The organism is Shinella sp. 838 (assembly GCF_029623935.1).
GTDB lineage: Bacteria > Pseudomonadota > Alphaproteobacteria > Rhizobiales > Rhizobiaceae > Shinella.
In genome coordinates, this window is sequence record NZ_JARSBQ010000005.1 from 140,005 (window position 1) to 158,750 (window position 18,746).

General features: G+C 62.6%; 18 protein-coding genes and 2 pseudogenes. 4 read left to right on the plus strand and 16 right to left on the minus strand.

Annotated features, from left to right (window positions below; translation table 11 throughout):
* Nucleotides 1–155: 155 nt before the first annotated feature.
* Genes P9A16_RS17760 through P9A16_RS17775 form a run of 4 tightly spaced genes read right to left on the minus strand, consistent with a single transcriptional unit; the run spans nucleotide 156 to nucleotide 2,276 of the window.
* On the minus strand, nucleotides 156–1,130 hold the full coding sequence (locus P9A16_RS17760; protein WP_278025784.1) for a recombinase family protein: 975 nt from the start codon (nucleotides 1,128–1,130) through the stop codon (nucleotides 156–158).
* A complete protein-coding gene (locus P9A16_RS17765; protein ID WP_278025785.1) occupies nucleotides 1,127–1,570 on the minus strand; it encodes a recombinase family protein in 444 nt (147 codons plus the stop codon). The genes P9A16_RS17760 and P9A16_RS17765 overlap by 4 nt, the downstream gene beginning before the upstream one ends.
* A 12-nt stretch (nucleotides 1,571–1,582) precedes the next feature.
* Entirely contained in the window at nucleotides 1,583–1,963 is a 381-nt protein-coding gene (locus tag P9A16_RS17770) for a helix-turn-helix domain-containing protein (RefSeq protein ID WP_050746706.1), read from the minus strand.
* A complete protein-coding gene (locus P9A16_RS17775) occupies nucleotides 1,953–2,276 on the minus strand; it encodes a type II toxin-antitoxin system HigB family toxin (protein ID WP_050746705.1) in 324 nt (107 codons plus the stop codon). Before P9A16_RS17775 ends, P9A16_RS17770 begins: the two co-directional genes overlap by 11 nt.
* A 345-nt stretch (nucleotides 2,277–2,621) precedes the next feature.
* Between P9A16_RS17775 and P9A16_RS17780 the strand changes: the two are divergent.
* Nucleotides 2,622–3,358 (plus strand): annotated as a pseudogene (locus P9A16_RS17780) (HD-GYP domain-containing protein).
* 412 nt (nucleotides 3,359–3,770) lie between these two features.
* Here the strand turns inward: P9A16_RS17780 and P9A16_RS17785 are convergent.
* Nucleotides 3,771–4,075: pseudogene (locus tag P9A16_RS17785) on the minus strand (integrase core domain-containing protein); the annotation flags it as partial.
* A gap of 93 nt (nucleotides 4,076–4,168) precedes the next feature.
* Here P9A16_RS17785 and P9A16_RS17790 point away from each other — a divergent pair.
* Nucleotides 4,169–4,402, plus strand: coding sequence for a hypothetical protein (locus P9A16_RS17790; RefSeq protein WP_278025786.1), 234 nt, complete (start codon nucleotides 4,169–4,171; stop codon nucleotides 4,400–4,402).
* 207 nt (nucleotides 4,403–4,609) lie between these two features.
* Here P9A16_RS17790 and P9A16_RS17795 read toward each other — a convergent pair whose 3' ends face one another.
* From P9A16_RS17795 to fmdA, 3 genes are all read right to left on the minus strand, one after another.
* Nucleotides 4,610–4,909, minus strand: a complete 300-nt coding sequence (locus P9A16_RS17795) for an FmdB family zinc ribbon protein (RefSeq protein ID WP_050746701.1) — start codon at nucleotides 4,907–4,909, stop codon at nucleotides 4,610–4,612.
* Nucleotides 4,910–5,014: 105 nt separating this feature from the next.
* Entirely contained in the window at nucleotides 5,015–5,527 is a 513-nt protein-coding gene (locus tag P9A16_RS17800; protein WP_023515596.1) for an AmiS/UreI family transporter, read from the minus strand.
* Nucleotides 5,528–5,599: 72 nt separating this feature from the next.
* Nucleotides 5,600–6,826, minus strand: a complete 1,227-nt coding sequence (gene fmdA, locus P9A16_RS17805; protein ID WP_024271341.1) for a formamidase — start codon at nucleotides 6,824–6,826, stop codon at nucleotides 5,600–5,602.
* A gap of 355 nt (nucleotides 6,827–7,181) precedes the next feature.
* Between fmdA and P9A16_RS17810 the strand changes: the two genes are divergently transcribed.
* The gene (locus P9A16_RS17810; RefSeq protein WP_037408894.1) at nucleotides 7,182–7,919 is read left to right on the plus strand and encodes a winged helix-turn-helix domain-containing protein; all 738 of its coding nucleotides are present in this window, start codon (nucleotides 7,182–7,184) and stop codon (nucleotides 7,917–7,919) included.
* Here P9A16_RS17810 and P9A16_RS17815 read toward each other — a convergent pair.
* The 4 genes from P9A16_RS17815 to P9A16_RS17830 all read right to left on the minus strand — a co-directional run bounded on the left by P9A16_RS17815 (nucleotide 7,904) and on the right by P9A16_RS17830 (nucleotide 14,575).
* Entirely contained in the window at nucleotides 7,904–9,106 is a 1,203-nt protein-coding gene (locus P9A16_RS17815; RefSeq protein WP_278025787.1) for a sensor histidine kinase, read from the minus strand. The two genes, P9A16_RS17810 and P9A16_RS17815, sit on opposite strands and share 16 nt — an antisense overlap.
* Nucleotides 9,103–11,733: an ATP-binding protein gene (locus tag P9A16_RS17820; protein ID WP_037408880.1), complete on the minus strand. Its 2,631-nt coding sequence runs from the start codon at nucleotides 11,731–11,733 to the stop codon at nucleotides 9,103–9,105. Before P9A16_RS17820 ends, P9A16_RS17815 begins: the two co-directional genes overlap by 4 nt.
* 204 nt (nucleotides 11,734–11,937) lie before the next feature.
* Nucleotides 11,938–13,122 (minus strand): cyanate transporter, encoded by a 1,185-nt coding sequence (locus P9A16_RS17825; RefSeq protein ID WP_278025788.1) that lies wholly within the window; start codon nucleotides 13,120–13,122, stop codon nucleotides 11,938–11,940.
* Between the two features lie 115 nt (nucleotides 13,123–13,237).
* Complete coding sequence (locus P9A16_RS17830) at nucleotides 13,238–14,575, minus strand: dipeptide ABC transporter ATP-binding protein (protein WP_278025789.1); 1,338 nt, start codon at nucleotides 14,573–14,575, stop codon at nucleotides 13,238–13,240.
* A 4-nt stretch (nucleotides 14,576–14,579) separates the two neighbouring features.
* Between P9A16_RS17830 and P9A16_RS17835 the strand changes: the two genes are divergently transcribed.
* A complete protein-coding gene (locus P9A16_RS17835; RefSeq protein WP_278025790.1) occupies nucleotides 14,580–14,861 on the plus strand; it encodes an extracellular solute-binding protein in 282 nt (93 codons plus the stop codon).
* A gap of 288 nt (nucleotides 14,862–15,149) precedes the next feature.
* Here P9A16_RS17835 and P9A16_RS17840 read toward each other — a convergent pair whose 3' ends face one another.
* The 4 genes from P9A16_RS17840 to P9A16_RS17855 are packed head-to-tail and all read right to left on the minus strand — an operon-like array spanning nucleotide 15,150 to nucleotide 18,733.
* Nucleotides 15,150–15,938, minus strand: a complete 789-nt coding sequence (locus P9A16_RS17840) for an ABC transporter ATP-binding protein (protein ID WP_278025791.1) — start codon at nucleotides 15,936–15,938, stop codon at nucleotides 15,150–15,152.
* Nucleotides 15,935–16,888 (minus strand): ABC transporter ATP-binding protein, encoded by a 954-nt coding sequence (locus P9A16_RS17845; RefSeq protein ID WP_278025792.1) that lies wholly within the window; start codon nucleotides 16,886–16,888, stop codon nucleotides 15,935–15,937. The genes P9A16_RS17840 and P9A16_RS17845 overlap by 4 nt, the downstream gene beginning before the upstream one ends.
* Nucleotides 16,875–17,714, minus strand: coding sequence for an ABC transporter permease (locus tag P9A16_RS17850; protein ID WP_023515761.1), 840 nt, complete (start codon nucleotides 17,712–17,714; stop codon nucleotides 16,875–16,877). The genes P9A16_RS17845 and P9A16_RS17850 overlap by 14 nt, the downstream gene beginning before the upstream one ends.
* The gene (locus tag P9A16_RS17855; RefSeq protein ID WP_278025793.1) at nucleotides 17,711–18,733 is read right to left on the minus strand and encodes an ABC transporter permease; all 1,023 of its coding nucleotides are present in this window, start codon (nucleotides 18,731–18,733) and stop codon (nucleotides 17,711–17,713) included. The genes P9A16_RS17850 and P9A16_RS17855 overlap by 4 nt, the downstream gene beginning before the upstream one ends.
* Between the last annotated feature and the right edge of the window lie 13 nt (nucleotides 18,734–18,746).

An 18,746-nucleotide genomic window follows, 5' to 3' on the forward strand; every position in this document is an offset into this window, starting at 1 on the left:
AGCTCCCGGCGGTCCAAGCTTTGGGCTCAGAGCAGAAAACCCAAGACTCTCCGAAACGCTGGAGGAAACTTGGGGCTCAGGTCAGGGCGTCAGCTCAATCTTCTCGATCAGGGCGCGCAGGGTAAGGGAGGCTTGCTGCCGTTCCGCGGCCTGGTTCAGGCCTTGGTCAGCGCCGAGGCCTTCTTTGCATAGATCGCCGACGCGCTCGGAAGGATGTGGGGCGCGTCCACGGGTGCCCCAGCGAGGAGGGCGGTCAACTCCTCCTTGCGCGCCTTCAGCGTGTCCATCTCACCCTTCATGCTCGGATGGAACATGCCAGCCTTGATCGCCTCGCTGATGCCCCTGATCTGCTTCTCGACCTTCAGCAGTTCCGCCTTCCAGGCATCGCCATTCGAGCGGCGGTCGCGGTTCAGCCGGTTGGTTTCCTCGGTACAGGCACGCATGGTGTCCTCGACGATCTCCGGCGCCATCAGCCGGTCCTTCAGGCCGGCCAGCAGGCGGACCTCCAACTCGTCCTGGCGGATGCTTCGGCTGTTTTCGCAGGTACCCTTGCTGATGTGGTTCGAGCAGGCATAGCGCTGCGGGCCGCGAAGCGAGTAGGGGCCATCGCAGCAGCCGCAGAAGATCAGGCCGGACAGCAGTGTGCGCGGCCTGCGCGCGCCGTTAAGCTTGTTGTTCTTGTGGTGCTTGCGCACGCCCTCGGCGAGGTTGACGAACTTCTCGGCGATCTCGCCCTGACGCGCGCGCACGGACTGCCAGAGTTCGTCGTCGACGATGCGGAGTTCGGAGACGTGCTTGACGATCCATTCCGATTCCGGGTTCAGCCGCGACACGCGCTTGCCCGTCGACGGGTCCTTGATATAGCGAAGCCGGTTCCAGATGAGGCGGCCGATATTGAGCTCGTTGTTCACGAGGCCGGTGCCACGCTTCACATGACCGCGGATCGTCGTGTCACCCCACGGCTTGCCGCCGGGGCCGGGCACGCCTTCCTCGTTCAGGGTGCGGGCAATGGTGCGCGGCGCGATCCCGGCGGCGAAGTCGCGGAACACACGGCACACCACAATCGCCTCGGTCTCGTTGATCTCGCGATCGCCCCGGATTGGATCGCCGCGCGCGTCGAGCTGCTTCACGACCTTGTAGCCGTAGCAAAGACGCCCACGGATGCCGCGACGCGTCTGGCCGCGAGGTCTTTGAGGAACAGCGCGTTCATCGTGCCCTTCAGCCCGACATGAAGCTCGCTGATCTCGCCCTCGGCCAGCGTGACAATCGGCACGCTGGCGAACTTCAGGTGCTTGTAGAAGGTGGCGACGTCGGCCTGGTCACGCGAGATGCGGTCCAGCGCTTCGGCCAGCACCATATCGCACTGACCCGCCTGCGCGTCCTGCAGAAGCGCTTGGATGCCGGAACGCAGGATCATGCTCGCGCCCGAGATGCCCGCATCCTTGTAGCTGCCGACGATCTTCCACTGTTCGCGCTTCGCCCGCTCCCGACAGATACGGAACTGGTCCTCGATCGACGCCTCGCGCTGATTGTCGGACGAATAGCGGGCGTAGAGGGCAATGCGGGTCATCGGCGATCACTCCTACGCAACCTTGTCCATCCGGCTCGGCCGGATGAGCACCTCGGCCGAAATCCCGAGGCTGCTGTGCAACTGCCGGATCATGTCGATCGACAGGCTGCGCTTGCGGTTCAGCACATCCGCCACCCGGTTGCGCGGGCCGATCATCGGCTCCAGGTCCTTGCGGGTGAGCCCCTGCTGCTCCATGCGGAAGCGGATCGCTTCCACCGGATCGGGCGGGTCCATCGGATAGTGCTTCGTCTCGTAGGCGTCGATCAGCGTGGCCAGCACGTCCAGCCGGTCGCCTTTCGGCGTGCCGCTCTTGGCGCCCCACAGCCGTTCGACCTCGGCCAGCGCCTCTTCGTAATCCGCTTCCGTGCGGATCGGCTTCAGGTCAGTTGCCATGCTCGATCTCCTTCACGTCGATCCTGTCATAAGCCTTATGCGTGCCCAGCCACTTGATCCAGACGATACCCTTCTCGAAGTCCGCCGACACGATAAGGCGGTAGTCATTGCCCTTGATGTTGAAGACGATCCGCTCGGCGCTGACGATGCTCGCCGTCGCGTAGAGCCGCTTCACATCGGCGGTGCTTGCCCATTGCGCCTTGCTGACTTCGTCGAACCAGGCATCGAGCGCGGCCTTGACGGCTGGCTGCTCTTTCTGCCCCGCGAGGCTTTCGACAAATTCGCGCAAGGTGCGGCGGGCAATGATCCTCATCTGTCACCTATATCATGAGACCAAAACGGTCTCAAGGGAAAACTGCATCAGCCCGGCGCGGGGAGCCCGCTCCGGGTGAAACTCGCCTACCTATGACCAGGGACGACAGCTTGTCAGGACGCCGGGAAATACTTCGCAGGCCGCCGTTTCTTCGCCTTGCGCTCCAGGGGCAATCTCTGCCACTGGAGCGGCCCGAGGAAAACGCATAGAGATTTGGTTTCAGGATGAGGCCCGTATCGGGCAAAGGAACAAGATGGCGATACAGCGGTTCGCATGGCTGCACTTGACGCCGGCGCGATCGATTTTCTGACGAAGCCTGTCAATCCGCTCGAATTCCAGGCGCGGATGCGCAACCTCGTTGCACTCGTCGATGCGCAAAATAAGCTCGCCGACAAGGCCGCGTGGCTGAGAGCCGAAGTCGACAAGGCGGTATCTGAACTACGTTCCCGCGAGGAGGAGATCATCGAGCGGCTCACGCTTGCCGCGAGCTACAAAGATGCGGAAACGGCAAAGCATACCAAGCGTGTTGGTGAATACTCCGAGGCCATCGCGCTGGAGTTCGGCCTGCCTACGACGCTCTGTTCGGACATCAGGCTCGCCTCTCCCATGCACGACATCGGAAAGGTCGCCATTCCGGATGCTGTGCTGCTCACGAAGGGTATGCTGACCGAGCAGGAGTTTGCTGAAATGCAGAAGCACACACAGTGGGCTGCGATATCCTGCATGAATCCAAGTCGAGCCTCCTGCAATTGGCCGCCGAAATCGCCGGGAGCCATCACGAACGGTGGGATAGTCAGGTATATCCGCTGCGACTGACAGGATCGGCAATCCCCCTTTCGGGACGTATCGTTGCCCTTGCAGACAATTTCGATGCGCTGACCACCGCCCGCCCGTACAAGGAAGCTTGGAGTGTCGAGAAGGCGGTGGAGCATATTTTCTTGGAAGAGCGGGGTCCCAGTTCGATCCCACCTGTGTGCAGGCTTTCAAGCGGGCCCTTCCGTCGATCCTGCGCATCATGCTGGAAAACGCAGAAGGCATTAAGCATGAGAGGGCAGCAGCGCCAGACAACAACGCTGCAGTGATTGCTGCGTGATTTCCTCGTAGCTGGCCGCGGCGAGATGTCGCGATAGCGGCGACTGCTCTCGCGACCTCTCTCTAATACGAAGGCATGTTGCAAACTCTTGAAGCTCGACTTTGTGATGTATATTCAACGGTATAAGCAGTCAAAAAGTCGAGGGTTACAGGTCGCGTCGGTTCAAGAGCCATGCCCTTACCAGTCTCTGTGTACTCAGGCCTCCGCAACCAAATCTAAAAGCCTTTCCAGCGGGGAGGGCTTTCTGCGTTTGACGCCGCCAAAACAAACGGCCTTTTCCACGCCGCCAGCCACATCCGTAGAATGCTAACGAAATCGGTAACGGAGACGGAAACCCAGTGACCTGCCACTGAATCTCATCCAGCTGCGACTAGAGCCTCGGCGATTCTGATCAATTCTGACTACGCCAAGTGGCACGGCGGGAGCATCCGACGGAAACGCGAAGCTTTCATCTTGCGCAGCGTTGGAGCCGGTTGCGGCGATGGACCCGGCATAGTCTGCCGGGGCCTGGTATCCGAGCGATGAGTGCGGCCGGAAATGGTGGACGTCATCTGCCCACTCGGCCATGGCACTGCGGGCATGATCGAGGCCGAAGAACAGGCTCTCGTTCAGCAGTTCGTCGGGCATCCGACCATTGAAACTCACTCTATATATAGCCGTTCTGCATGGGTTTTCCTGGCGCGATGCAATGCCACGGGACTTTGTGATTGATGATCACGCCGGTGGTTTGACGATATGCCGTAGGGGCAAGGCGAAAAACGTGGTAAGCGCCACCTAAATTACAAACAGGAGTGTCTCTGTGAGCGAACCGACCGTAGCTGAAGCAAAAAACCGCATTTATGAATCGATCCAAGCGGACAATGCGGATATTGATGCGCATATCGCGATTCTCAAGTCAGCGTTGGCGCGGGAAGGCCTAAAAGAGGCGATATTTGACCCGGCCAGGCTCGCGCACAGCAACCGTTCCGGTAGAAAGCTGATGCAAGCTTACTTTCGGCAGCGCGGCGTGACGGTAAAATTCGCGGTTTCGTGAAGCCTCTGACGAATCTCCCAGGAGGGCAGGGGTTACGCTTGCTCTCCTATGTCTATCTACGGACATTGGGATTATCCGCCATTCGAGACCCATCGATATCGATATGGGAAGTCCGCAGATGTGCTGACCGGCATCCGGGGGCAGCCTCCTGTGCCGCCCCCCGGAACAGGAGCAACCCGACGTGCCGGCCATCGGGTGCTCTCGCGCTCAGTGGCCGATCATCCACTTCTTGCGGGTCGGCGTCGGCTTGTTGCCGATCTTGCACAAGGCACAACCGCAACCGGCGAGATGTGCCTTCTTCACCACCTTCGGCTCGCTGCCGCTTGCTTCCGAACGTGTAAGGGCACCGCGCAGTTTGCCGTTCATCAGGCTGAGGCGTGGTGTAGCCATGTCCCGGTTGCTCTGTTCTTCGCATTGCGGGCATGCGCAGGCTTTGAGCGCATCCTGCATCGACACCCATTCTTCAAACGGTCCACAATCGTTACAAACGTAGTTGTAGAGCGGCATTGCCAGTCTCCCCAAAAGTCATGAATCTAGAAAATGGGCGGGCCGCCAGTCCTTGCCCGCCCGCACGCGATCAATCGTGTTGCCGCGCGGTGCGCCAAGCCGGCATCACAGCTTGCCGTCCAGCAGCAGGAAACCTGGCAACCAGCCGGTGACGATGCCGGCCAGCAGCGTGACGACCGCTGTCAGGCGCAGGATCGGCCGCTGCATTGCGAGCAACAGGAAATACAGGAACCACAGGATCCCCCAGATCACCCAGTTGGACGCCAGCCAGAAATCGGTCGATGTCTGGGCGGAGGAAAGCCCTTGCACAGACACCGGAATGGTGGTGATGGCGACAAACAGGCTGAACCAGCCGAGGCCGCGTCCGTCCACCTTCACCACCCTGTTGTACGCCACCCAGAAATAGGTTGCCGAAAACAGGATCGTCAGCGCGGCACCCTTGATGGAGGCCGCGTCGGCATTGGGACCGAACGCCCAGGCCAGCGACGCGGACAGCGTCACGAAACCGGAGACGACATTGATGACGATGATTTCCCGGTCCTCGATTTTTCCGAGAAGCCAAAGCCCGTTGAGAAACAGGACTGCGCCGACATAAAGCAAGGCAAATCCGAGCAGCATGAAACCCCCTCCCAGGAGAGCAACGGCCAGGGCAGGGCCTGACCGTCGCTTCATTGTTGTTGTGCGGTCTGATCAACTCGTCTTGGCGACGTCTGCCTTGAAGTTCTGCTTCTTCGGCCCGAGCGCATTGGGGTTTATGTCGAAGTCGAAGATCGCCGTCGGTATGGCCAGCGTGGCGCAGACGTTGGGGATATCGACGATGCCGGCAATGCGCCCCTCCACCGGCGCCGTTCCCAGGATCATGTAGGCCTGCTCGCCGGAATAGCCGAACTTCTTGAGATACTCGATCGCGTTGAGGCAGGCCCGGCGATAGGCGACATGGGCGTCGAGGTAATATTGTTCGCCGGTGTGCTCATCGACCGAGATGCCTTCGAAGATGAGATAGTCATCGAAATGCGGGTCGATCGGACTCGGTTTGAAGATCGGGTTGATGACACCGTATTTCGCCATGCCGCCCTTGATGACATCGACGCTGATGTCGACCCAGCCGGCCATCTCAATGGCGCCGCAGAAGGTGATCTCGCCATCGCCCTGCGAGAAATGGATGTCGCCCATCGAGAGGCCGCCACCCTTCACATAAACAGGGAAATAGACTTTCGAGCCGCGCGACAGGTTCTTGATGTCGCAGTTGCCGCCATGTTCGCGCGGCGGAACCGTGCGCCATGCCTCGGCGGCGGCCTTCTTGGCAGCGTCGCCCTTCAGTTGCCCCATCAATGCGGTGTCGGCATAGGGCAGCGCTGCCAGTGGCGGAACGCGGCCGGGATCGGTCGCCACCAGTTCGGCTTCGCGCCGGTTGGCTTCGGCGAGCAGCTTGTGGTCCGGCAGGCAGCCGATCAGGCCGGGATGGATGATGCCGGGATAACGCACGCCCGGAATGTGGCGCGACGTCGTGTAGATCCCGTGAAAATCCCAGCAGGACTTGCTGGCTTCGGGGTAATGCTCGGTCAGGAAGCCGCCGCCGTTTTCCTTGGCGAACAGGCCGTTGAAGCCCCATTCCGAGTCGGGTTTCGCACCGAGGTCGAGAATGTCGACGACCAGCAGGTCGCCGGGTTCCGCGCCATCGACGCCGAACGGGCCGCTGAGATAGTGAACGCGGGTCAGATCGACGTCGCGGACATCGTTGGCGCTGTCGTTGTTGCCAATCTGGCCTCCCGTCCAGTCATGGCACTCCACCCGATAGGTATGTCCGGGCTTGAGGTGATCGACCATCGGAATATCCGGATGCCACCGATTGTGTGTCTTGATGGCATGATCTTCGGGCGCTTTGTTCAGATCGACTGAGAATACTGTCTGTGGCATGCGGCTGTTCCTCCTCAATGCCGGTGTGCAAGAGGTGGCGTGCGCCTCCCTCGTTCTTGCGCTGGGCAGTGCCGCCCGGCATCACCGTGCGTGACCACGATAGGAACCGCATGTAATCGCCATGCATCGGAATGCAGGCTGCTTTGTAATTTTTTGTAACCGGAATGGGTGCGGGCAGTGCGCGCTGCGTGCTGCGATCGTCTCGTTTTAGATAGCATTTTCAATTGATTATGAAATCCTTCCCGTATTTGGAAGGTGCAGGTCCGCCTTCGCCTGTTCTTGCGCGATGCAGGTCGCGACCAAATGCCATCTTCCCTTCTCGACCGCGCCCCCGAATTGCGACTATCGTAGCGGCATGTCCGTTGCCGAACTGAGATCACGCATCCTTATTGTCGACGACGATCGCCGGCTGTGCAGCTTTCTGGAAAAATTCCTGACGAGCGAAAGCTATGCGACTGTCAGCGCCCATGACGGGCGCTCGATGCGGCGTGCATTGGCCGATGAGGCGTTCGATCTCGTTATCCTCGATCTCGGCTTTCCGGTCGGGGAGGACGGGGTAACGCTCGCGCGCAGCATGCGCTCGCAATATGATCTGCCGCTTATCATGCTGTCGGGCAAGAACAGCACGATTGACAAGGTCGTCTGTCTCGAACTGGGTGCCGACGACTATATCACCAAACCCTTCGAACCGCGCGAGCTTCTGGCGCGTGTCCGCACGGTGATGCGGCGCTTTGCCAAGCGGATCGTCCTTCCTGAGGCGATGGAGGCCGATCCCTCGGAGGCCGTTTGTTTCGATGGATGGCGGCTCGATCCGGCGCGTTACAAACTGGCGTCGCCGAACGGCGAGAATGTTCGGCTCACCAGCCAGGAGTTCCAGATACTCTCGGCGCTTGTCGAGCGGCGCGGCCGCATTCTCTCGCGTGAGCAAATTCTCGATATCGTCGCCAACCGCAACTGGTCTCCCTATGACCGCAGCATCGACGTGCTGATCGGCAAGATACGTCGCAAGCTCAGGGACAATCCGCGCGATCCGCAGCTCATCAAGACCATTCGCGGCGTTGGCTACATGTTTACCCCTCAGGTGAGGGACTGAGGCGCGCGAGGCAGGTAGAGATTGATCCGGGTCCCCTCGTCGGGCTTGCTGGAAATGCCGAGGCGCCCACCGGACTGGCGGGCGAAGCCATCCACCATCGACAGGCCGAGGCCGCTGCCCTTTCCAGCAGGCTTGGTACTGAAGAGCGGTTCGAGCGCCCGGCGTTGCACCGCCGCGGGCATCCCGTGCCCGGTGTCGATGACCGAAATGACCACATATTGACCAGGCGGCAGGCCTGACGCCACGCGGGCATCGTCTGGTCGGAGGGCAAGATTGCAGGCCTCGAACCGAAGAGTGCCGCCGTCCGGCATCGCATCGCGCGCGTTGAGCGCCAGGTTGAGCAAGCTGGTTTCGAGCTGCGCCGGATGAACCTCGACAGCGTGCAGGCCATCAGCCAGCTGGAGCGACAAATCGATCTTGCCGTCCAGCGTACGGCGCAACACGCGTATCAGGTCCGGCAGCGCTTCATCCAGGCGAATGCAGACGGTATCGCCTCCTTCCCGGCGGCCGAAATTGAGAAGCCGGGAGGTCAGGTCCGTCCCGGCCTTCACGGCCTCGAGCGCGTCGTCGACCATCTCGGCCAGGTGGGGTTCAGCCTGCACATGCTCCTGCAGCCAGCGCAAATTGGCCAGCAGGACGGCCAGGATGTTGTTGAAGTCATGTGCGATACCACCGGTCAGCTGGCCCATCGCCTCGATGCGCTGCATCTGGCCGAGCCGCTCGGCGGCCAGGCGCTTTTCCTCCATCAGCCGGGTCCGCTCGAAACAGCGCTCGAGGGTCGCCAGCAGGTCGGCGCTGTGGAATGGCTTGCACAGGTAGTCGTAGGCGCCGGCCTGCAACGCCTCAACTGCCGTCTCGACCGAGGCATAGGCCGTCACCATCAGGCAGATAAGGTCGGGGCTCTGCTGCCGGAACGCCCGGACCAGTTCGACACCGTTGCCGATACCCAACCGCACATCGACCAGGGCAACGGCCGGCTGGCACGAGGCCAGAGCGCTTTGGGCGGTCGGTGGATCGTGGGCCGTGATCGTCTGGTAACCCTCAAGCTCGAGCAATCCGGCGAGGCTTGCGGCGAAGTCCTCGTCGTCGTCGACGATGAGGACACGCTTCCTTTCCGCCGGGTCCGTCCCATGCGGGATGACATCGTCGCCAACAAGATCGCTGTGCAGGTCGGTCAGGTCCGTCATGATGAGGCCGCACCCGCCCGCGGGAGAACGATCGATACGCGCGTGCCCGCGCCCTGTTCGCTTTCGATCAGCACCGAGCCGCCATGCTGCTCGACGATACGCTTGACCAGGGGCATGCCCAGCCCCACGCCAAATGCCTTGGTGCTGAACAGCGGCTCGAACACCCGTGCCGCCGTTTCGCGCGACATGCCGGCGCCGTTGTCGGCGACGCAGATGATGGCGCTGTCGGCCTCGCAGCGGGTCGAAACGGTGATCACCGCGTCATCCGCGTTCCCCTCGCAAGCCTGGACGGCATTGGCCAGGACATTGCAAAAGGCCTGCCGCAGCCGCTCGCCATCGGCGGATATCCTGCATCCGGCGGCAAGTTCCAGCTGGATCGGCCGCGCATTATCCTGCTCGGCGACTTGCTGGGCGACCCACCGGTCGATCAGAATTGGCGTCAGCGTCAGTGCGTGCCGGCGCGAGAAGTCGAGCAGGTCTTCGATGATTCGGACACAGCGCCAGGCGTTTCGTTGCAGACGCTGCAATTCGGAGAGCACAGGTTCGTCGGCACTCTTCAACGAGCGGCGCAAGACATCGGCTGACGTCACCAAGGTGCCCAGGGGGTTGCGCAGTTCGTGGCTGACGGTTGCGGTGATCTGGCCGATGGCTGCGAGGCGTTCGTTGCTCGCAAGGTCCCTCTGTGTCTGGCGCAGCTTTTCCAGCGAGGCGACGAGATCGCGTTCGGCGAGCTCACGGCTCTCCTGGGACAGGACGATCCACCAGGCGCCGATACCGAGCAGCGGCAACAGCGCGAGAAAGACCCTGAGAAGCAGTTGGCCGTTTGCTAGATGCGGCTGTTCCGACCCCGGCTCGATCAACCGGTAGGTCAGCAGGAACACGCCGCCGGCAATCACCGCCAGGGCAAACAGCACGCCTGCCACCTTGAGCAGACGCTGCCCCATGCGGGGCGCGATCTTGTCGCGCATGTGGGGCAGCGTCTGGCCGAAATAGCGCGAACTTTCGAGGCCGCCGCCTGGCGACTTGCAGACGTCATGGCAATGCGAATCCAGGCTGCAGCACAGCGAGCAGATCGGCTGCTCGTAGAAGGTGCAGTGCACCATGTCGGAGCGTTCGTATGTGACGCCGCAGATGGCGCAGAGATTGGCATCCAACTTCGCCGCCGGTAGATCGACGGGCGGGCGTGCGAGATAGTAGCGCCCCTTGGTGGCGATGCCGATCGCCACGGCGCTGACAAGGGCCGTGGCAAAAGCGATCGGCGCGGCATAGGCCTGCATCATGACGCCGAGAACGCCGGAAAAACAGACAAGCGCAACGAACGATGCCAGCGCCATCGAGCCGCAGCCGACAGGATTGAAGTTGTAGAGATAGGCGCGCCGGAACTCCGGGTATGCCGGGCTGATCCCCAACGGCTTCAGGATGGCGAGATCAGCGAAGATCGAGCCGATCCACGCTGCCGCAATGATCGAATAGACTGCCAGCACCAATTCCAGCGTCTGGAAGATGCCGAGTAGCATCAACAGCAGCGAGATCAGGATGTTGAACACCAGCCAGACGACCCGGCCCGGGTGGTAGTGGGTGACGCGCGAGAAGAAATTGGACCACGCCAGCGAGCCGGCATAGGCGTTGGTGACGTTGATCTTCACCTGCGAGATCAGCACGAAAACCGCGGCAAGGGCGAGCACGATGCGCGGGTCCGTGCTCACATACTGGTAGGCGATGATGTACATGTGGATGGGTTCAAGCGCTGTCGACCGCGACAGGCCGGCCTGGATCGCGAGCACCGCCAGCAGGCTGCCGCACAGGATCTTGAAGCCGCCGACGACAATCCAGCCCGGACCTGCGGCGACCACCGCCGCCCACCAGCGAAAACGGTTCTCGCGTGTCTTGTCGGGCAGGAAGCGCAAGTAGTCGACCTGTTCGCCGATCTGGATGGACAGGGCGCACAGAACGCCGATGGCCGAGCCGAAAGCAAGGAAATTGAACCCTTCGCTGCCCATGTCGCTGCCGACGAAGGCGGCCCATTCGTCGAGCGTGTCGGGATGCGCGAGCAGGATGTAGGCAAAAGGCGTCAAATGCAGGGCGATCCAGATCGGCTGCGACAGAAGCTGCAGTTTGCTGATCAGCGTCACGCCCATGAAGGTGATCGGGATGATGACGACCGAGGAGATGACATAGCCCAGAACGAGCGGCACATCGGCGAACAGATTGAGCGCCTGCGCCATGATCACGCCTTCGAGCGCGAAGAATATGAAGGTGAAGGTTGCGTAGATCAGCGAGGTGATCGTGGATCCGATGTAGCCAAAGCCCGCACCGCGCGTCAACAGATCCATATCGATGTTGTAGCGGCTGGAATAGTAGGCGATCGGCAGGCTTGTCACGAAAACGAACAGGCAGGTTACCAGGATTGCCGGAAAGGCGTTGGCGAAGCCGTAGCTGAGCGTGATCGCACCGCCGATAGCCTCAAGGGCGAGGAACGAAATACCGCCGAGCGCGGTGTTGGCGATGACAAATGGCGACCAACGGCGAAACGACGTGGCTGCGTATCGGAGAGAATAGTCTTCCAGTGTCTCGTTCGCGATCCAGGAATGGTATGATCGCAAGGCTGGCAGCTGTGGCGTTTCCATCAAGCGCCACACAGATGCGTCGTGGCACGACACTGTAATCGGCACATGAAACGGCTCCTCCCAAAGCGTATTCCTGCGGTGTGGCCGCGCTCAGCCGGGAACGATCTATCATCTCTCATGGGGGTCCATCAAACGGAAGAGAGAACATACCTAGATTTTTGGGGCGGGTTGCCGGGCGCGATTCCGGCCGGGCCTTTCTCGTCATCACGGGCATTGCCATGAACGGTCATATCTTTTTGGAGAGAAACGAACCGACAGGATGGCTGCAACGGCGATCGCACCCATGTGCCACTTCCAGCCCGCTTCAAAGCCGCCCGTCAGGTCGTGCAGGCTTGAAACGATCAGGGGCGGGAGCGCCGTCAGGAGGAACCCGCCACCCTGCACCAATGCCGACAGGGCGCCGGCGCGGGCCGAATCGGAAAAATGATCGAGCGTCACAACAAGGGACAGGGCGAAGCAGCCACCGAAGCCCATGCCGGTCAGCACCACGAACAGGAAGGGAGCGGCGTCCGGGGCCAAAGCGAAGCCGGAAAAGCCGATGAACTGGCAGGCAAGAGTGAGCCACAGCCAGGGGCGGTGGTCACGTCCGGTCCGGCTCGCGAGCATCGGAACCGCCAATGCGGCGAACGCCTGGCAGATCGCCATGATCGCAAGGAGGCTGCCGCTGGCCGATGCGGTCCAGCCGTGCTCCCTGTAGTAGGAGGCGAGCCAGGCGACCACCGAGGAGTAGCCGCCGTTCGCCAGCCCGAAGAAGACCATCAGCAACCAGGTTCGCGGACGGCCAAGGAGAGTCCCGACGATGTTCCGCTCCGGCGCCGGGACGTTCCCGCCCGGCAGGGCAAACCAGACAAGCGGCACCGCCAGAACCCCCAGAATGGCGAGAGACCCGAGCCCGATGCGCCAATCCCCGGTCCTTTCGGCAATCATTGGCAGGATCTGGGCCCCGATCGCGCCGCCACCGAGCAGCATGGCGGAATAGAGGCCCATCACGAAGGCCACGCGCCCGGGAAACAGCTGCTTGATGACGCCGGGAAAGATCGCCTGGACGATGGCGACGCCAAGCCCGGTCACCGCGGCGCTTGCCACCATCACCCAGGCGCTGGTGACAAACAGCCGCGACAACGTGCCGATGCAGACGATGACAAGCGCGGTGATCAGCACCCGTCGCGCGCCGGCGAGGCGTTGCAGGGCACGGCCCAGAAACGCAAGGAAACCCATCAGGGCCATCGGAACGAATGTCAGCGAGGCGATGCCGTAGGAGCCAAGACCGGTTGCGACACTGATATCCTCGACAAGCGGTCCGATGCTCGTCAGGAAAGGGCGCAGGTTGAGGCCGATGGCCGCGACGGCGATCAAGAGGATCCAGTTCGGCCTGTCCTGGCGCAGCATGTCTTTCGTCCTGTCGTCGCGCCTTGCCGGCATGGCGCGCAGCCCGCCGCAATGGCGGAGGGATGAAGAGCCGGTTTCGGGGTCTGGCCGGCGGCCTTTGCTGCCGCCGCACCGATCAGGCCAGACGCGCGTAGTGTCCGACGCCGACCGCTGTCATTGGCACCGCTTCGTGCCGGTATCCCACCGGACGGATCGGGCTCTTGAGCTCCCGTGCCGCAAGCATACGCTCGCGGCGGTGATCGGGGTGCACGATCGGCACGGCGTCCAGAAGCTGCCGCGTGTTGGGATGGGCCGGTGAGCCGAGCACAGCATTGCGAGGCCCGATCTCGATGATCTCTCCCAGATACATGACGGCGATACGGTCGCTGCCGCGTTCGACCACTGCCATGTCATGGGAGATGAACAGGATGGAGATGGAAAACTCCTCCTGAAGCTCTGCAAGAAGGTCGAGGATCTGCCCCTGGATCGACACGTCGAGCGCAGAGACTGGCTCGTCGGCGATGATCACCTTGGGGTTCAGTGCGAGGGCCCGGGCAATGCAGATGCGCTGCCGCTGGCCGCCGGAGAACTGGTGGGGGTAAAGTTCTGCCTGCGCCCGCGTGAGACCCACCCTTTCGAGCAGGGTAAAGACCCGGTCCCGGATTTCAGCCGCGCTTCCCACGCGGTGGATGTGCAGCGGTTCGGCGACGATCTGTTCGACGGACATGCGGGGATTGAGCGATGCATAGGGATCCTGGAAGAGCATCTGGATACGCTTGCGCATGTCCACCATCTCCGATGCTCTGATTTCCTGCAGGTTCTTGCCCTGCAGCAGGATTTCGCCGCTGTCGGGCTGTATCGGCCGCATGATGCTTCTGCCGGTAGTCGACTTGCCGCAACCGTTTTCTCCCACCAGCGAGAGCGTTTCCTTTTCCTTGAGGTCGAAGGAGACGCCTTCCACCGCGTGGACATTCGCCACCACGCGGTGGAACATACCCTGGCGCACGGCAAAACGTGTCACGAGGTTGCGAACGCTCAGAACTGCGCTCGGCTCGCGCGGTATTTCGGGCGCCGGCTGCGCTGCCGGGCTCGATACCGGTTCGACGCCGGTTTCTAGGCGCAGGCTGAGCTTGGGCGCCGCGTCGAGCAGCCGGCGGGTATACTCATGCCGGGGCGCGTTGAAGATGGCGGCGACATCGCCGCTCTCGACCACGTTGCCGTGCAGCATAACCACGACCCCATCGGCGATCTCGGCAACGATACCCATGTCGTGGGTGATGAGCAGGATGGCCATGCCGGTCTCGCGCTGGATCGTCTTCAGCAATGCGAGGATCTCGGCCTGCACGGTCACGTCGAGCGCCGTGGTCGGCTCGTCCGCGATCAGGAGGTCGGGTTTGCAAAGGATCGCCATGGCGATCATGACGCGCTGGCGCATGCCGCCGGACATTTCGTGCGGATATCCGAAGGAGGGCACGCCGATGTTCCGCGACAATTTCGCGGTGCCGGCAAACGCGCCTCATCCTGAAAACGCGAAGATTTTCATCAACTGGATGATGGCCCCGGAAAACGCCGCTGCCGTCTCCAACGCCATCGCCTATGCCAATGCCACCCAGGCCGACCAGTTCCTCAGCGAACAATGGCGCAAGATGGACGCGATCAACATGCCGGAGGAATTCGCCTCGCGTCTCGTGCCGACGCAGGACTGCGCCGGCAAGGCGCGCGAACTGCGCGACCGTATCTGGACCCGCCTGAAAGGCTGAGTTCGGGATCGAAGAGACGGGCACGGCTTTCGTCGTGCCCGACACTGTGAAAAGCAGACACAATGCGTATCACCTTCTTCCAACCGCTGCGGCACCGGTGGCATGTCCACCCATGAACGTCCCGATCGACAGTCCTAAAATCGTTGTGGGACAAGGACAGGCAGCGCTTCGCTGTACCTTCCGGCAAAGGCTGGAAAGTCCATGCTCTCGATGCCCTGCTGGCACCTTTGAACAGGTGAAAAGGCTTTGGTGCCGCCCGTCTTCATCCGGCCAAGACCACGCACCTGGTCAGTTGGAAACCGCTTTGCGTCCAAACGAGAGCAGTTCACGGGTATAGGCCGCGGTGGGCGCGCGGATCACGTCCTCGGTCCTGCCGAACTCGATGATGTCGCCGCGGCGCATGACGAGCAGGGTGTCGGAAACATGCGCGACGACCTTCAGGTTGTGGGTGACGAAGAGCATTGAGAGACCGCGGCTGGCCTTGAGATCGGAGAGCAGGTTCAGGATCTGTGCCTGTACGGAGACATCGAGCGCCGATGTCGGCTCGTCGAGGACAAGCAGGTGAGGTTCCAATGCCAGTGCCCGTGCAATGGCGACGCGCTGTGCCTGGCCGCCCGACAGTTCGCGGGCGCGCCGGCCAAGGAAGTCGGCGGGAAGGCCGCAGTCGGAGAGAAGGCCGGCGATCCTTTCGCGCATTGCAGGGCCATTGCGCCTGCCTGCCGCCAGCATGGGTTCGGCAAGGATTTCTTCGATCGTCAGCCGCGGGCTCAACGACAGGAAGGGATTCTGCGTGACGACGCCGATCTTCTGCCGCGCCTGGCGGAGCGCATCGCCCTTCAGGGCCAGCCAGTCCTGACCTTCCAGGCGGATCGTACCGCTTTCGACCGGTAGCAGCCGGAGAATGGCACGCAGCAGGCTCGTTTTGCCCGAACCGCTTTCTCCAACGATGCCCAGCGTCTCCCCCTGTTCAAGGCGGAAGCTCGCGCCGTTGACCGCCGGTTTCGGACATGCGGCGAAGAGGCCGGCGCGGTAGCGGATGATAAGCGTGTCGATGTCGAGAATGGGGGCCGAAGTCACGCAGCACCCTCCGGTAGGTGGCAGAGCCAGTGGTGGGTATCACGACAGCGTCCCGGCGGCGCCGTGGCAGAACAGACGGGCATCGCCTGCGGACAGCGTGGGGCGAAGGCGCAGCCGACAATTGCAGACCGCGGCGGCGGGATGGAGCCGTCGATGGCGGCGAGGCGCGCGCCATGCGGCGCGGCATCGGGAAGGGCCGAAAGCAGGGCACGCGTATAAGGATGGGCGGGGTGCCGAAGTATCGCACCGACCGGCCCCGTTTCGACGGAACGCCCTGCGTAGAGCACGGTGGCGCGGTCGCAGGCCTCCGCAATGACGTCCATGTCATGGGTAATCATCAGTACCGTGAGGCCGCGCTCGTTGACGAGTTTGCGCAGAAGCGCCAGGACCTGCGCGCCGACCGAAACGTCAAGTGCCGTCGTCGGCTCGTCGGCAATCAGGAAATCTGCACCGGTCGCCAGTGCCTGGGCGATGACCACGCGCTGCTGCATGCCGCCTGAGAGCTGGTGCGGGTAGCTCTTCAGCACCTTTTCCGGGTCTGGAAGGCCGGTTGCGGCCAGCAGCGCCGTTGCTTCTGCTTGGCGGACCGACCGGGGCAGGTCGCGATGGGCGCGGATCACGTCGTCGAGCTGGCGGGCGATGCTGAGCACGGGATTGAGCGCGGCCGCCGGATCCTGCGAGATGAGGCCGATCCGTCGGCCGCGCATCCCCCGGGCATTTTCCCGGAGGTCTTCGCCGTCGAAATGGAACCGGTCGGCAGCGATGCGGGCGCCCTTCGGCACAAGGCCGAGCGCTGCCATGCCAGTCATGGTCTTGCCGCAGCCGGATTCGCCGATCACGCCATGGATTTGGCCGCGCTCGATTTGGAGATCGACCGAGCGTACGGCATGGACGTCGCCGTCGGGTGTTGGGATGCTGACGGAGAGTTTGCGGACATCAAGCAGAGCCACGGGCAGCACCTCCCTTGCGGTCGCGTAACGCATCACCGAGCACGCTGAAGGCGAGTGCGATGATGAAGATGGTCATGCCGGGCATGGCCGAGTACCACCAGCGCGCCGGGAAGAACTTCCGGCCGGCATCGACCATCTGGCCCCAGTCGGCAGTCGGCGGCAGCACACCGAGGCCGAGGAAGGAGAGTGCGGCGGCCGTCAGCAGCGCCGGCCCGACGTCAAGCGCAGCCTGCACGGTCAGCGGGCGCCCGGTCGCCGGCAGGATATGGCGGATGATGATGCGCGGATGGGAGACGCCGGCAAGCCGTGCGGCCTCGACATAGGGCTGGCCACGCAACACCAGCACCTCCGCCCGGGCGAGACGTGCATACCAGGGCCACCAGGTTACGGCGACGGCAATGACGCTGTTAAGGAAGCCCGGGCCAAGCGCTGCGGCCATCAGCACCGCCAGTAGCAGTGCTGGGAAGGCAAGGAAGACGTCCGTGCCGCGCATCAGCGCCTCGTCGATCCAGCCGCCGAAATAGCCGGCTGCGAGGCCGACCGGCAGACCGATGAGCAGCGAGAAGGCGACGATCAGCACGCCGTTTGTGAGGGAGATGCGGGTGGCGTAGATGATGCGGCTCAGGATATCGCGGCCGAGATGGTCCGTACCGAGCCAGTAGTCCGCGGATGGCGGGGAGAGCTTTGCCGCCACATTGGGTGCGCCGGCGCCCTGCGCCGGGTACGGCGCGATCCAGGGCGCCAGAATGGCGACGGCGAAGAAAAGGACGACGACCGCAAGCGCGATGGTGCCAGGCCAGCCGAGGCGTTGAACGAGCTTCTTCATGAGAGCGCCACCCGTGGATCGACCAGAGCCTGGGCGGTGTCGATCAAGAGGTTCATCACGACATAGCAGATCGTCACCACCATGGTGACGGCAGCGATGACGGGGAAATCCTTGGCGAGGATCGCTTCGGAGACATAGCGGCCGAGGCCTGGCCAGGCGAAGATGATCTCCACCAGGACCGCGCCCGTAAGAGCGTAGGCGAAGGAAAGGCCGATCACCGTCAATGCCGGCCCCATGGCGTTGGGCAATGCATGGCCGAACAGGATGCGCGGTTCGGAAAGACCGAGTGCGCGGGCGGCGACAACATGACGGCGTTCGAGGATTTCGATCATCGCCGAGCGCGTCAGCCGCATGGCAACGCCGGCCGGATAGGAGGCCAGTGTCAGGGCCGGGAGGATCAGATGGGTCAGCGCACTTCCGAAGGCGTCCAGCCGGCCGGCGAGCAGCGCATCGATCATATTGAAGCCGGTCACCATCGGCAGCGGTGCGGAGATCGATATCTCCCGCGATAGGCGCCCGGAAAGCGGCAGAATACCCAGCCATTGAGCAAAAATGAGCTGGAGGATCATCGCGAGGAAGAAGGTCGGCATGGCGACGGCCGCGATGGAGCCGAAACTGCCGATCCTGTCCGGCCATCGGCCCTGCCGTGCTGCGGCGACGACGCCGAGCGGAATGCCGATCAGCAGCGCAAGGCTGGTGGAGAAGATCGCAAGCTCAAGGGTCGCCGGTAGATAGGCCCGCAGATCCTCGGCAATGAGGCGCCGCGACTTGTAGGAGATGCCGAAGTTGCCGGATGCCATGGCTGTGGCAAACGTTGCGAAGCGGGCGGGAAGGGACGCGTCGAGGTTCAGTTCCTGACGCGCCTTCTCGATCTGCTCGGCCGTAGGGCGGGGCCCTGCATAGAGTGCCGCGGGATCCGAAGGAACCACCTGTGCCACCACGAAGACCAGAAAGGTCACGCCCACCACCACGAAGGCGGAAAGGACCGTGCGGCGCAGGATATAGCGTAGAAGTTCCATCAGACCCCCACGC